Here is a 14,191-nt window from a genome sequence, read left to right as displayed (position 1 = left end):
GCCGGAGCTGCGTGGATTCAGTGGACCAGATCGCGATACGCATGCCAGCTGGCGTGACCCACCAGCGGCAGCAGGATCACCATGCCGATCATCATGCTCGCGAAGCCGATACCGATGAGGGCAACGATCACCACGGCCCACAGCATCATGGTGTCGAAGTTGGTCTGGACGGCGCGCAGGCTGGTCATTGCCGCGGTGACGGTGTCGGTTTCGCGATCCATCACCATCGGGATGGCGATCGCCGAAAGAGAGAAGACGACGAGCGCCAGCACGCCACCGACGATGACGTAGGCCGCCAGGAAGTACAGGTTCGTGCCCGAACTCAGGAGCCCGCTGACGAAGTTGGTCACGTCGCTGACCTCGCCCCGGTAAAAGAGCGCGAACATGATCGCCGAAATGCGCTCCCAGGCAATGAGCGCAATGGCGAGGAAGGCGCCGAACATGGCCAGACCGTCAGCCTTTGCGGCGAGTCCACGCAGCGACCCTGAGAACGAGGTCTTGTGGCCCTTCTCGTGCCGCCGCGAAATCTCGTAGAGGCCCGCCGCGGTGATCGGTCCGATCAGCAGGAACCCGGAAATGGCTGCCATGAACAGGTAGGGTTTGTCCGCCGCATAGGACAGGATCGCGTAACCGACTGCAGCCAGGATCAGGCCGTAGGAGAGGCTCGCGCCCAGGTTCTCGCGCATGTCGTCCCAGCCCATGCGCAGCCACTGCATCGGACGGTCGGTGCCGATCGAGCGGATGTGGGGAAGCTTGAAATGCTGGTCCAGTGAGTCGTAGGGCTTGTCCATGTTGTTCTCCACATCTGCGTTGTTCTGGGGGCGTCGCAACCCGGCTGGACGTGCTTGCCGGGCGTGAATGTCCATGCAGGCGCTGGGTCTTCGTGTTTTTAGAATAGGACACGTACGAAGAGTTCGCGAATAAGAGCTGTTCCAGGTCCAGATAGGCTGATGCTATGCAACATGGGGTGTTCGACTGACCGCGGAGTGCGCAGGTGGGGGCTGAGACCGCGGGAGGCCGGGGTGGCAAGGCAAAAAAAGGGCGCCCCCCGGCACCCCTGTCTGGCGCTCGCGCGCTCGAGGTCTGTGCGGCTCAGGCCAGCTTCTGGCCGGTCAGGCGTTCGTAGGCCTCGCGGTACTTGCCCGCGGTGTGCTCGATCACGTCGGCAGGCAGCTTGGGGCCGGGCGCGGTCTTGTTCCAGTCCAGCGTTTCCAGGTAGTCACGCACGTACTGCTTGTCGAAGGACGGCGGGCTGATGCCCTCGCGGTAGCTGTCGGCCGGCCAGAAGCGCGAGGAGTCGGGGGTCAGCGCCTCGTCGATCAGGTGCAGCGTGCCGGCGGCGTCGATGCCGAACTCGAACTTGGTGTCGGCGATGATGATGCCGCGGCTGGCCGCGTAGTCGGCCGCCTCGGAATACAGCGCGATCGCCGCCTTGCGCGCTTCCTCGGCCAGCTGCGCGCCGGTCTTGCCAGTGCCGGCCAGCGCGTCCTTCATCAGCGCCTCGCAGCGTGCCTGCGCCTGCTCGAAGGAGATGTTCTCGTCGTGCTCGCCCATGTCGGCCTTGGACGACGGCGTGAAGATCGGCGCTGGCAGCTTGGCCGCCTGCTGCAGGCCGTCTGGCAGCGCGATGCCGCAGACCGCGCCGGTGGCCTGGTAGTCCTTCCAGCCCGAGCCGATCACGTAGCCGCGCACCACCGCCTCGATCGGCAGCGGCTTCAGGCGCTTCACCACCAGCGCGCGGCCGCGCACCTGCTCACGCTCGTCGGCGGCGACCACGGTCTCGGGGTCGATGCCGGTGAGCTGGTTCGGCAGGATGTGGGCGAGCTTGTCGAACCAGAAGTTCGCCAGCGCCACCAGCACGCGGCCCTTGTCGGGAATCGGGTCGGGCAGGACCACGTCGAAGGCCGACAGGCGATCGCTGGTCACGATCAGCAGCTTCTCGTCGTCGACGGCATAGATGTCACGCACCTTGCCGCGGCCGAGCAGCGGCAGGCTCTTGATGGAAGTTTCAAAAAGGGGCGTCGCCACGGTGGGGCCTCGGGTTGCTGGCAAAAGCGGGATTATAGGCGAGGCAGCGGGTGTGGGTCGCTCATGCGAAGTGCGATGAGGAGGGTCATGGGTGGGGGGGGGCGTCTTCCCTGCTCAGCAGCGTGCGCATTCGCCTCAGCCCCATATACACGAAGCCTGCGATCACAGGGATCGACACTGCGGTGATGATCTCGGGGGTCGCCGGGGCGATGAGTGACTTGGCGCCCTTGGCGACGTAATTCACCAGTTGCGAGGCGTAGTAGGTGATGGCGACCACGGACAGACCCTCCACCGTCTCCTGCAGATGGAGCTGGATCTTGGCGCGGCGGTTCATCTGCGCGAGCAGTTCCTGGTTCTGACGCTCGAGCTCGATGTCCACCCGGGTACGCAGCAGTTGCGAGTTGCGCGCAATGCGGCCCGAGAGGTCTTCCTGGCGGCGCGCGATGGTGGCGCAGGTGGCTATCGCGGGGGCGAGGCGACGCTCCATGAATTCACGGATGGTCGGGAAGCCGCCAAGGCGGGTTTCGCGCAGGTCATCCACGCGCTGCTGCACCAGGCGGTAATAGGCTGCGGCGGCGCCGAAGCGGAAGGTGGTGCGGGCGACCGAGCGCTCGATGTCCGCGGCAAGGCGGGTGAGGCGGCCGAGCACGGCGCGGTCGTCCTCGGCGCTGCGCGCGTCGCCCATGCCATCCATCAGGTCGGCGAGCTCGTCTTCTGCATGCGACAGCAGGCGTCCGACCTCCTTCGCCACCGGAAAGGCCAGCAGTGCCATGACGCGGTAGGTTTCGATCTCGACCAGCCGTTGCACCATCCGCCCGGCCTGACGCGGCGTGAGGCCATCGTCGAGGAGCACGAAGCGCGAGAAGCCGTCGTGGATATGAAAGTCCGTGAACACCCAGCCCGCGCATTCGGCCACGCGTGCTGCAACCAGCGTTTCTCCGCGTGGTGAGGCCTGATTGAGCAGGCTGTCGGGGTCGACGTCGTCGGTGCTGCGCACTTCGATGTGCGTTGCGGCAATGAGCTGGCCGGGGATGTCCCGGCGCCAGGCAGTAGGCACGGACAGGAGTGCGTTGTCTTCTGCGCCATCGCCAGGGTGGATTCTGCGGAAGAAGGTGTAGCTGGAGAACTCGTTATGGCGTTCCCACTTGAGGCGAAAGTCGCCAGCATCGAGCAGGAGGTGGCCGCTGTCGGTGCGTGGGGCCGGCAGTTCGAGCTGACCACAGAGCGCGGCGAGATGCGCGGTTTCGCGTTCTGCGCTGCCCTCGTGATGCAGGAAGGCGAGATAGGTGACGTATTCCGGGGTGTCGAGTGGAACCGGTGGGCGGGCGTGCACCTCGTCGTTCAGCGTCTGGCGCAGGGGGTGTTGTTCGAACAGGGACATGATGTCTGGGACGCGGTACGGGAGAGGAGCGGCCGGTGCGGTCGCAAGCGGAGCCGGTTACAAGCTTTCGCATTCTTGCCCAGCCCCTGCGGGGTGACAAGCGAGGGTTGGCGAAAATCGCGTTGCACCAGGGCAGGATCAGCGATGCTGCAAGAAAACGCCCGCTTCCGGGACGGGAAGCGGGCGCAAAGCCCGAAGGCAGGGAGAGAAGGAAGACGCACCGTGGGTACCTGCCGGTGCGAGCGGTGCGGGCAGATGGAGCGGCGAGCGCTGAGGGCGTATGCCGGACCGCGTTGCCGCAGGTTCAGATCGCGGTGCTGGCGTAGCGCCGCGCGAGCGCGTCCAGCGGCAGCGGCTTGATACGGCTGGCCTGCCCCGCGCAGCCGAAGGCCTCGAAGCGCTCGCGGCAGATGTCGCGCGCCGCGTCGCGGGCGGCCTTGAAGAACTTGCGCGGGTCGAACTCCTTGCGGTCGGTGGCCATTAGCCGGCGCATCGCGCCGCTCATCGCCAGGCGCAGGTCGGTGTCGATGTTGACCTTGCGCACGCCGCTTCGGATGCCCTGCACGATGGCCTCGACCGGCACGCCATAGGTCTCGCCGATGTCGCCGCCATGCTCGCGGAGGATGGCGAGCCATTCCTGCGGCACGCTGGAGGAACCGTGCATCACCAGGTGGGTGTCGGGGATGCGGGTGTGGATGGCGGCGATGCGGTCGATGGCGAGGATGTCGCCGGTGGGCGGGCGGGTGAACTTGTAGGCGCCGTGGCTGGTGCCGATCGCCACCGCGAGTGCGTCGACGCCGGTGGCGGCGACGAAGTCGGCGGCTTCGTCGGGGTCGGTCAGCATCTGGCTGTGGTCCAGCGTGCCCTCGGCGCCGACCCCGTCTTCCTCGCCGGCCTGGCCGGTCTCGAGTGAGCCGAGGCAGCCGAGCTCGCCTTCCACCGATACGCCCACCGCATGGGCCATCTCCACCACGCGGTGGGTGACCTCGACGTTGTACCCGTAGCTCGCCGGAGTCTTCATGTCCGCGCGCAGCGAGCCGTCCATCATCACGCTGGTGAAGCCGCTGCGGATCGATTGCTGGCACACCGCAGGGCTGGCGCCGTGGTCCTGGTGCAGGCAGATCGGAATGTCGGGCCACTGCTCGACCGCGGCCTCGACCATCTTCTTCAGGAAGGCCTCGCCGGCATAGCCGCGCGCACCGGCCGAGGCCTGCAGGATGACCGGGCTGTCCGTGGCCTCGGCGGCGAGCAGGATGGCGTGGATCTGCTCCATGTTGTTGATGTTGAAGGCGGGCACGCCGTAGCCGTGTTCGGCGGCGTGGTCGAGCAGCTGGCGCAGGGTGATCATGGCCATGGGATGGATCTCCGCAGGAAGTGGGCGGCTCAGTTCAGCGTCGCCTTCGCGGCGCGGGGCTGCGTGGATGCGAACGTGTTCTGAGGTGTGGATGTGATCAGGGCACGTGCCCGGGCGAGTACTGCGCCAGGGGTGAAGCCGAAGCGTTGCAGCAGGGCAGAAGCCGGAGCGGACTCGCCAAATCGATCGATTTCGATCACTTCGCCGGCGCAGCCGCCATCGCCGCAGATGTAGCGCCACCAGCCCTCGCCGCGTGCGGCTTCGATCACCAGTCGCGGCACGCCGGCGGGTAGCACGCTGTGCCGCCATTCGTCGGTCTGACGGTCGAAGAGCGTGGGGCACGGCATGGACACCACGCGCACACCCACCCCCTCGGCGGCCAGCGCCGCGTGCGCCGCCATCGCCAGCGCCACCTCCGAGCCGGTGGCGATGATGACGAGCGCAGGCGCGTCGGCATCGGCCAGCACGTAGCCGCCCCGCAGGATGGCCTGGATCTGCACTTCGTCGCGCGCCTGGTGCGGCAGGTTCTGGCGCGACAGGGCGAGCAGGGTGGGGCCGTCGCGGCGCGCGACCGCGGCGTTCCAGGCGGCCTGGGTTTCGACCGCATCGCACGGGCGCCACACGTCCAGCCCCGGGATCAGGCGCAGGCTGGGGATATGCTCGACCGGCTGATGGGTGGGGCCGTCCTCGCCCAGGCCGATCGAGTCGTGGGTCATCACATACACCACGCGCTGCTTCATCAATGCGCTCATGCGGATGGCGTTGCGGGCGTAGTCCGAGAACACCAGGAAGGTGGCGCCGAAGGGAATGTAGCCGCCATGCAGGGCGATGCCGTTGAGCGCAGCGGCCATGCCGAACTCGCGCACACCCCAGTTGATGTGGCGCCCGGGCGCATCTGCGCGCACGGCGCCGCAGCCAGGCCAGTCGGTGAGGTTGGAATGCGTCAGGTCAGCCGAGCCGCCGAGCAACTCCGGCAGCGCGCGTGCCAGGCGGCCGATGGCCTGCTGGCTGGCCTTGCGCGTGGCGACGGAGGCCGCCTCCTTCGCGACGCCGCGCAGGATGGCGTTGGACAGGATGCCGAAACCTACCGGCAGATCGCCCGCCGTGCGGCGGCGGAATTCCTCCGCTTCGTCCGGGAAGGCCTGGGCGTAGGCGCTGAGGCGCCGCGCCCATTCTGCCTGCTGCGCAGCCCCACGGGCGCGTGCGTCGAAGGCCGCGCGGACTTCACCCGGGATCTCGAAGGGGACTTGCGGCCAGTCGAGCGCGCCGCGCGTGGCGGCGATCTCGCTGGCGCCGAGTGGCGCGCCGTGGACGTCCGCTGTGCCGGCCCGACCGGGGCTGCCATGGCCGATGTTGGTGCGGCAGCAGATGAGCGTGGGGCCGGTGTCGGCCCGGGCGTGGCCCAGCGCCACCTGGATGGCACGATCGACGGCGGCGATGTCGTGGCCGTTCACCGCCTCGACCACGTTCCAGCCATAGGCGCGGAAGCGCGCCGGCGTGTCGTCGGCGAACCAGCCGGAGACGTCGCCGTCGATCGAGATGCGGTTGTCGTCCCAGAAGCAGATCAGCTTCGAGAGCCGCTGCACGCCGGCGAAGCTCGCGGCCTCGTGGCTGATGCCTTCCATCAGGCAGCCATCGCCGAGGAAGACCCAGGTGCGGTGGTCGACGAGGGTGTGGCCGGGGCGGTTGAACTCGGCGGCGAGCAGCTTCTCGGCGAGCGCCATGCCCACGGCGTTGGTCACACCCTGGCCGAGTGGACCGGTGGTGGTCTCGACGCCGGGGGTGTGGCCGACCTCGGGGTGGCCGGGGGTGCGGCTGTCGAGCTGGCGGAAGCGCTTGAGCTCGCCCAGCGGCAGGTCGTAGCCGCTGAGGTGGAGCAGGGCGTAGAGCAGCATCGAGCCGTGGCCGTTGGAGAGTACGAAGCGGTCGCGGTCGGGCCAGGCGGGGTCGGCGGGGTTATGGCGCAGGTGCCGGGTCCAGAGTGCCACGGCGATCTCGGACATGCCCATGGGCATGCCGGGGTGGCCGGACTGGGCGGCTTCGACGGCGTCGATGGCGAGGAAGCGCAGGGCGTTGGCGCACAGGGCGTCGATCGGGGCCTGGGTGAGTCGCATGTTCATCGTTATTTCTCCAATCGGGGAAGCATTACTGCGCCAGCGCCTTGCGGCGGCGGTCCATCAGGCGCCAGATGAAGGGGGTGAAGATGAGCTGCATGGCCAGTTCCATCTTTCCGCCCGGCACCACGATGGTGTTGGCGCGGCTCATGAAGCTGTCGTTGATCATGTTGAGCAGGTAGGGAAAGTCGATGCCCTTTGGGTTGGCGAAGCGGATCACCACCATGGATTCGTCGGCGGTCGGGATGGCGCGTGCGATGAAGGGGTTGGAGGTGTCCACCATCGGCACGCGCTGGAAGTTCACATGCGTGCGCGCGAACTGCGGGCAGATGTAATGCACGTAGTCGTGCATGCGGCGCAGGATGGTGTCGGTGACCGCCTCGGTGGAGTAGCCGCGGGTGCTCTTGTCGCGGTTGAGCTTCTGGATCCATTCGAGGTTGATCACCGGCACCACGCCGATGAGCAGGTCGACGAAGCGCGCGACGTCGATGTTCTCGTGTTGAACTGCGCCGTGCAGGCCTTCGTAGAACATCAGGTCGGTGCCGGCGGGGAGTTCCTCCCACGGGGTGAAGGTGCCGGGTTCCTGCTTGTACGGCTCGGCTTCGTCGGCGCTGTGCAGGTACTTGCGGCGCTTGCCGCTGCCCGACTCGCCATAGCTGCGGAACAGGGTCTCGATCTCGCCGAACAGGTTGGCTTCGGGGCCGAAGTGGCTCAACTGGCAGTTGCCGTCGAGGTCGCAGGCGGCGAGCTTCTCACGCATGGTCTTGCGATCGTAGGCGTGGAAGCTGTCGCCCTCGATGACCGCCGCAGTGACGCCCTCACGGCGGAAAATCTCCTCGAAGGTGCGCTGTACGGTGCTGGTGCCGGCGCCGGAGGAGCCGGTGATGGCGACGATCGGATGACGTTCGGACATGATGTCTCCCCGGGAGGCTTATGAAGCGAATGCGGTGTCGCGGAACAGCGAGCGCGTCTGGAACAAGGGCAGTTCGTCTTGCGGCCCACCGATCAGCGGTTCGCCGTGGTAGCGCTCGATGCGCTCGACCTCTTCCTTCGAACCGAACACGAAGCCGATGCGCTGGTGCAGCGATTCGGGCTGGACCTCGAGCGCCGGGCGCACGCCGGTGCTCGCGCGGCCGCCGGCCTGTTCGATGAGGAAGCCGACCGGGTTGCACTCGTAGAGCAGGCGCAGCCGGCCGGGCTTGGCCGGGTCCTTGCGGTCGCGTGGGTAGAGGAAGACGCCGCCACGCATCAGGATGCGGTGGGTTTCGGCGACCAGGGAGGCGATCCAGCGCATGTTGAAGTCGGCGCCGCGCGGGCCGCTGCGTCCGGCGAGGCACTCGTCCACGTAGCGTCGCACCGGGGCCTCCCAGAAGCGCGCGTTCGAGGCGTTGATGGCGAACTCGCGCGTGGTCTCGGGTACGCGGAGATCGGGGTGGGTGAGATAGAACTCGCCGATGATCGGGTCGAGGGTGAAACCGGCGACGCCGCTGCCGACCGACAGCACCAGCATGGTGGAGGGACCGTAGATGGCGTAGCCGGCAGCGACCTGGCGGTTGCCGGGCTGCAGGAAGTCTTCGGCTGGCGCGTCTTCGCCCGGCGTGGGTGCGCGCAGGATGGAGAAGATGGAGCCGACGGCGACGTTGACGTCGATGTTGCTTGATCCGTCGAGCGGGTCGAAGGCGAGCAGGTACTTGCCGCGCTGGTCGCTGGCGGGCAGCGGGATGGGGGCCTCGTTCTCCTCCGACACCATGCCCGCGAGGTCGCCGCCCCAGTGCGTGGCGCGCAGGAAGATCTCGTCGGCGAGCACGTCGAGCTTCTTCTGCTCCTCGCCCTGCACGTTGGCGCTGCCGTGGCTGCCGAGCACGTCGGCGAGCGCGCCGTGGGCGACCGCGCGCGAGATCGCCTTGCAGGCCTGGGCGACCTGCAGGATCAGGGCGTTGAACTCGCCGGTGGCATCGGGGTTGCGGCGGCGGTGTTCGATCAGGTATTCGGTGAGTGTGCTGCGCTCGAGGCTGAACATGGTGGTCTCCCCCGGCGTGGTGCCGGATTGGTGCGTGTCGTTATCAGTCGGGGTCGCGGGCCGGTGAGCGGTGCGTCACTGGGGGCCGGCGGCCTCGTCGGGCTGGAAGTGGCGGCTGGCGCGCACGTCGGCCTCGGTGATCGTGGTGAGCGCCTCGGCATCGACCGTGGCGCCGGACTCGAACAGGCGTAGGGCCTGGCGCAGGCGCATGCGGTCGAGCGCGTTGCGGATGCTGCGCGCGTTGGCGAAGTGGGGCTGGCGGCGGCGCAGCACGATGTATTCGTCGAAGGCGCGGCGCGCAGCCTCGTCGAAGCGGTAGTTCCAGCCGGCGAGCATGCGCTGGGCGATCTCGGCGAGCTCGCCATCGCTGTAGTCGGGGAAGTCGATGTGGTGGGCGATGCGCGACTTCATGCCGGGGTTGGATTCGAAGAAGCGCTCCATGCGCTCGGCGTAGCCGGCGAGGATGACGACGAGGTCGTCGCGCTGGTTCTCCATCACCTGCAGCAGGATCTCGATGGCTTCCTGGCCGTAGTCCTTTTCGTTCTCGGGGCGGTAGAGGTAGTAGGCCTCGTCGATGAAGAGCACGCCGCCCATGGCGCGCTTGAGCACGTCCTTGGTCTTGGGCGCGGTGTGGCCGATGTACTGGCCGACGAGGTCGTCGCGGGTGACGGCGACGACGTGGCCGCGGCGGCAGTAGCCGAGGCGGTGCAGGATCTCGGCCATGCGCATGGCGACGGTGGTCTTGCCGGTGCCGGGGTTGCCGGTGAAGCTCATGTGCAGCGAGGGGTGTTCGGTGGCCAGCCCGAGGCGCTGGCGCACGCGGTCGACGAGCAGCAGGGCGGCGATCTCGCGCACGCGGCGCTTGACCGGGGCAAGGCCGACGAGGTCGCGGTCGAGGGACTCGAGCACTTCGCCGATGCCGGCGTCGCGGAACTCGGCGCCGAGGTCGATGCTGGCGGGGGCGGGGGCCTTCTCGGGGGCGTTCATGGTCGCGTCTCCTGTCGGTGTCGGTTCATCGGAACGTGGGTGGGCGTGTGCGCGGGACCGCCGGCCGACCGGGTGATCTGCGCCGCTTGGCTGCGGAACTCGCGCGCTGCGCGCGCTCAGACAGTCCTCGCCGCGCTTCGCAGATCACCCGATCGGCCTGTGCCCGTGGGCTTACTGATGCGCTGTGTCGTCAGCTCGCATAGCGCGCGCCTTCCGGGTTGCGGCCGACGGCGTAGCTCTCCATCGTGTAGCGCAGGCTGCGACCCTTCGTTTCCTGGCGGGTGAGTCTGAAGCCGGGCTCGGCCGTGGGGCGCTGGACGATGAAGGACATGCGCACCGTCTCCCAGCCCTTGGTGGAGTCGAAGGCGTTGATGCGGATGTAGGTCTCGGGGTTGGCCTCGCGGCAGGCCTTGAGTTCGCCCATGACGCCGGCCGGGTCGCGCAGGTCGAACATCGGCAGGCTCCACATGTTCCAGTAGGTGTTGCGCGGGTGCGGGTCGTCGGTGAATTCGAGGGCGACCGCCCAGTTCTGGTCGAGGCAGTAGTTGATCTGCGCGGCGATCTGGGTGTCGGTGAGGTCGGGCAGAAAGGAAAAGCAGCCTTGGGTGATGCGCATGATGGGTCTCCTCGGTTCCGGTATGGGGCTGGGCTTCAGGCCACGCTGGCGGTCGGCACGAAGTCGGACGTGTCGGTGCTGGTGTAGTTGAAGGTGATCTCGCCCCAGGTATCGAGCGCGGCGCGCAGCGGCTGGCACCACTTGGCGGCGTCGGCGAGGATCTGCGGACCTTCGTTGAGGATGTCGCGGCCTTCGTTGCGGGCGAGCACCATGGATTCGAGCGCGACGCGGTTGGCGGTGGCGCCGGCCTGGATGCCCATCGGGTGGCCGATGGTGCCGCCGCCGAACTGCAGCACGCATTCGTCGCCGAACAGGTCGAGCAGCTGGTGCATCTGACCAGCATGGATGCCGCCCGAGGCGACCGGCATCACGCGCTTGATGCTGGCCCAGTCCTGGTCGAAGAACAGGCCGCGCGGCAGGTCCTGCCTGGTGAAGGTGTCGCGACAGACGTTGTAGAAGCCCTGCACCGTCATCGGGTCGCCTTCGAGCTTGCCCACCGCGGTGCCGGCGTGGAGGTGGTCAACACCGGCCAGGCGCAGCCACTTGGCGATGACGCGGAAGGACACGCCGTGGTTCTTCTGCCGCGTGTAGGTGCCATGGCCTGCGCGGTGCATGTGCAGGATCATGTCGTTGTCGCGGCACCAGTTGCTGATCGACTGGATCGCGGTCCAGCCGATGACGAGGTCGATCATGACGATGCACGATCCGAGCTCGCGGGCGAATTCGGCGCGCTTGTACATCTCCTCCATGGTGCCGGCGGTGATGTTGAGGTAGTGGCCCTTGGATTCGCCGGTCTGCGCCGCGGCCTGATTGACGCCCTCCATGCAGTACAGGAAGCGGTCGCGCCAGTGCATGAAGGGCTGCGAGTTGATGTTCTCGTCGTCCTTGGTGAAGTCCAGCCCGCCGCGCAGGGCTTCGTACACCACGCGACCGTAGTTCTTGCCGGAGAGGCCGAGCTTGGGCTTCATCGTCGCACCCAGCAGCGGGCGGCCGTATTTCTCCAGGCGCTCGCGCTCGACGACGATGCCGGTCGGCGGGCCGCGGAAGGTCTTCACATAGGCCACCGGCAGGCGCATGTCCTCGAGGCGCGCGGCCTTGAGCGGCTTGAAACTGAACACGTTGCCGATGATGGAGGCGGTGAGGTTGGCGATCGAGCCTTCCTCGAACAGGTCGAGGTCGTAGGCCACCCAGCAGAAGTACTGGCCTTCCTGGCCCGGCACCGGCTCGATGCGGTAGGCCTTGGCGCGGTACTTGTCGCAGGCGGTCAGGCGGTCGGTCCACACCACGGTCCAGGTGGCGGTGGAGGATTCGCCGGCCACCGCAGCGGCGGCCTCGATCGGATCCACGCCTTCCTGCGGGGTGATGCGGAACACGGCGAGCACGTCGGTGTCCTTGGGCTCGTAGTCGGCGTTCCAGTAGCCCATTTGCGCGTACTTGAGCACGCCGGCCTGGTAGCGCTTCCTGGGGTCGAGGATCTGCTGCGGGGTGTCTGCGGCGCCCATATCGTGTCTCCTTTGTTTGATCGGCTGCGAGTGGTGCTTCGAGCGGTGGGGTGACTGGACAATAAGGGCTTGCTCAAATAAGCTCCAATGACGTTTTTTGTGTATTTCAGATAAGGTTTTCTGATGAAGCTCGCCCAGCGCATGACCCTGAAGCAGCTACGCGCCTTGGTCGCCGTCGCCGACAGCGCCAGCTTCACGCAGGCGGCGCGGCTGCTGCATCTCACCCAGCCGGCGATCTCGATGCAGGTCCGTGACGCGGAGGCCATCGTCGGGCAGGTGCTGGTGGATGGGCGGCGCGAGGTGCGACTGACGCCGGCGGGAGAGCTTCTGGTGCGCGCGGCGCGGCAGGTGTTGCACAGCCTGGAACTGGCCGAGGTCGAGCTGAAAGCGAGGATGGGTGTGGCAGCGGGTACGCTGGACGTGGTCGCGATCACCACGGCGGAGTATTTCGTGCCCTATCTGCTCGCGGAATTTGGCCGCCGCTTTCCAGACATCACCTTCCGGCTCACAGTGGCGAACCGCGAGCACGTGCGCGCGCTGCTGCAGGAGCAGCGCTGCGACGTGGCGATCATGGGGCAGCCGCCGCGCGGCCTGGAGTTGCGGCGCATTCCCTTCGCGCCGCACCGGCTGTCATTCGTGGCGCGCCCGGATCACCGCCTCGCCGGGCGCAAGCGCATCCCGCCCGCGGCGCTGACCGAGGAGCGCCTGCTGTTGCGTGAGCAGGGCTCCGGCACGCGCGACAACCTCGAACGCTACCTGCGCACGCATGGCGTCAAGCCGCTGGCTGCGGATGAGCTCGGCAGCAACGAGACCTTGAAGCAGGCGGTGATGGCGGGCATGGGCATCGCCTTCCTGTCGCATCACACCTTTGCGATGGAGGTGGAAAGCGGGCGCCTGGTGCGGCTGGACGTGGCCGATACGCCGGTGATCCGGGAGTGGAACGTCGTCTCGCGCATGGACCGCCCGCTGACGCCAGCGCTCGATGCGCTGCTGGAGTTCCTGCAGACCGAGGCGGCAGAGATGATGCGGGCGATGGAGCGCTGAGAGCCGCGCAAGAAAAAACGCGCCACATGGGCGCGTTTCGAACTGCCTGGGAAGCCGCGACGACTCAGCGCACGATCTGCGTGAGTTCGCCGGCCTTGTAGCGCGCCGCCATTTTCTCGAGCGAGACCGACTTGATCTTGCTGGCCATGCCGGCGCAGCCGAAGGCTTCGAAGCGGGCCTTGCACACCAGCTTGGCGGCTTCGCGCGCCGGCTTGTTGAACTCGCGCGGGTCGAACTTGGAGGGGTTCTCGACCAGGAACTTGCGCACTGCGCCGGTCATCGCCAGGCGGATGTCGGTGTCGATGTTGATCTTGCGCACGCCGTACTTGATGCCCTGCACGATCTCCTCGACCGGCACGCCGTAGGTCTCCTTCATGTCGCCGCCGTACTGGCGGATGATCTCGAGCAGTTCCTGCGGCACCGAGCTGGAGCCGTGCATCACCAGGTGGGTGTTGGGGATGCGGGCGTGGATCTGCTTGATGCGCTCGATGGCGAGGATGTCGCCGGTGGGCTTGCGGCTGAACTTGTAGGCGCCGTGGCTGGTGCCGATCGCGATGGCGAGCGCGTCGCAGTCGGTCTGCTTGACGAAGTCGGCGGCCTGGTCGGGGTCGGTCAGCATCTGGCTGTGGTCGAGCGTGCCTTCGGCGCCAACGCCGTCTTCCTCGCCGGCCTGGCCGGTCTCGAGCGAGCCGAGGCAGCCGAGCTCGCCTTCGACGCTGACGCCGATGGCGTGCGAGAACTTCACCACCTCACGGGTGACGGCGACGTTGTACTCGTAGGAGGAGGGCGTCTTGCCGTCTTCCAGCAGCGAGCCGTCCATCATCACGCTGGAGAAGCCCGAGCGGATCGCGCCCATGCAGATCGCCGGGCTCTGGCCGTGGTCCTGGTGCATGACGATGGGGATGCTCGGGTAGGCCTCGACGGCGGCGTCGATCAGGTGGCGCAGGAAGGCTTCGCCCGCGTATTTGCGCGCGCCGGCCGAGGCCTGCATGATCACCGGGCTGTCGCATTCCGCCGCCGCTTCCATGATGGCCTGGACCTGTTCGAGGTTGTTCACGTTGAACGCGGGCAGGCCATAGCTGTGTTCGGCGGCATGGTCGAGCAGCTGGCGCATGGAAACGAGGGGCATGGAGTCTCTCCGGAAG

Annotated in this window: 12 protein-coding genes; 1 reads left to right on the top strand and 11 read right to left on the bottom strand. The window is 67.4% G+C overall.

All coding sequences use genetic code 11. From position 1 onward, the window contains the following. Window positions 1-17: 17 nt before the first annotated feature. From ACUH78_RS10035 to ACUH78_RS09990, 10 genes are all read right to left on the bottom strand, one after another. Complete coding sequence (locus ACUH78_RS10035; protein ID WP_418364913.1) at window positions 18-791, bottom strand: DUF2189 domain-containing protein; 774 nt, start codon at window positions 789-791, stop codon at window positions 18-20. Window positions 792-1,092: 301 nt separating this feature from the next. Next, window positions 1,093-2,028, bottom strand: a complete 936-nt coding sequence (locus ACUH78_RS10030; protein ID WP_418364914.1) for a phosphoribosylaminoimidazolesuccinocarboxamide synthase — start codon at window positions 2,026-2,028, stop codon at window positions 1,093-1,095. 85 nt (window positions 2,029-2,113) lie between these two features. Continuing rightward, a complete protein-coding gene (locus ACUH78_RS10025) occupies window positions 2,114-3,409 on the bottom strand; it encodes a DUF3422 family protein (RefSeq protein ID WP_445333374.1) in 1,296 nt (431 codons plus the stop codon). A gap of 304 nt (window positions 3,410-3,713) precedes the next feature. After that, window positions 3,714-4,763 (bottom strand): class II fructose-bisphosphate aldolase, encoded by a 1,050-nt coding sequence (gene fba / locus ACUH78_RS10020; protein WP_418364917.1) that lies wholly within the window; start codon window positions 4,761-4,763, stop codon window positions 3,714-3,716. 29 nt (window positions 4,764-4,792) lie between these two features. Beyond that, on the bottom strand, window positions 4,793-6,883 hold the full coding sequence (gene tkt / locus ACUH78_RS10015; protein WP_418364918.1) for a transketolase: 2,091 nt from the start codon (window positions 6,881-6,883) through the stop codon (window positions 4,793-4,795). Between the two features lie 25 nt (window positions 6,884-6,908). Beyond that, window positions 6,909-7,790 (bottom strand): phosphoribulokinase, encoded by an 882-nt coding sequence (locus ACUH78_RS10010; protein WP_418364919.1) that lies wholly within the window; start codon window positions 7,788-7,790, stop codon window positions 6,909-6,911. Between the two features lie 18 nt (window positions 7,791-7,808). Beyond that, window positions 7,809-8,897 carry a class 1 fructose-bisphosphatase gene (locus ACUH78_RS10005; RefSeq protein WP_418364920.1) on the bottom strand — a complete coding sequence of 363 codons (1,089 nt, stop codon included), beginning with the start codon at window positions 8,895-8,897 and terminating at the stop codon, window positions 7,809-7,811. A 75-nt stretch (window positions 8,898-8,972) separates the two neighbouring features. Further along, the gene (gene cbbX / locus ACUH78_RS10000) at window positions 8,973-9,884 is read right to left on the bottom strand and encodes a CbbX protein (protein ID WP_418364921.1); all 912 of its coding nucleotides are present in this window, start codon (window positions 9,882-9,884) and stop codon (window positions 8,973-8,975) included. Between the two features lie 190 nt (window positions 9,885-10,074). Continuing rightward, window positions 10,075-10,500 carry a ribulose bisphosphate carboxylase small subunit gene (locus ACUH78_RS09995; protein ID WP_418364922.1) on the bottom strand — a complete coding sequence of 142 codons (426 nt, stop codon included), beginning with the start codon at window positions 10,498-10,500 and terminating at the stop codon, window positions 10,075-10,077. 35 nt (window positions 10,501-10,535) lie between these two features. Next, window positions 10,536-12,002, bottom strand: coding sequence for a form I ribulose bisphosphate carboxylase large subunit (locus ACUH78_RS09990; RefSeq protein WP_418364923.1), 1,467 nt, complete (start codon window positions 12,000-12,002; stop codon window positions 10,536-10,538). Window positions 12,003-12,125: 123 nt separating this feature from the next. Between ACUH78_RS09990 and ACUH78_RS09985 the strand changes: the two genes are divergently transcribed. Continuing rightward, on the top strand, window positions 12,126-13,046 hold the full coding sequence (locus ACUH78_RS09985; protein WP_418364924.1) for a LysR family transcriptional regulator: 921 nt from the start codon (window positions 12,126-12,128) through the stop codon (window positions 13,044-13,046). 64 nt (window positions 13,047-13,110) lie between these two features. Here the strand turns inward: ACUH78_RS09985 and fba (ACUH78_RS09980) are convergent, their stop codons facing one another. Next, the gene (gene fba, locus ACUH78_RS09980; protein ID WP_418364925.1) at window positions 13,111-14,175 is read right to left on the bottom strand and encodes a class II fructose-bisphosphate aldolase; all 1,065 of its coding nucleotides are present in this window, start codon (window positions 14,173-14,175) and stop codon (window positions 13,111-13,113) included. Window positions 14,176-14,191 lie beyond the last annotated feature (16 nt).

Source organism: Thauera sp. ZXT1-4, assembly GCF_052598215.2.
Note: the sequence above shows the minus strand (reverse complement) of the source record. Positions and strands in the feature narration are given on the sequence as shown.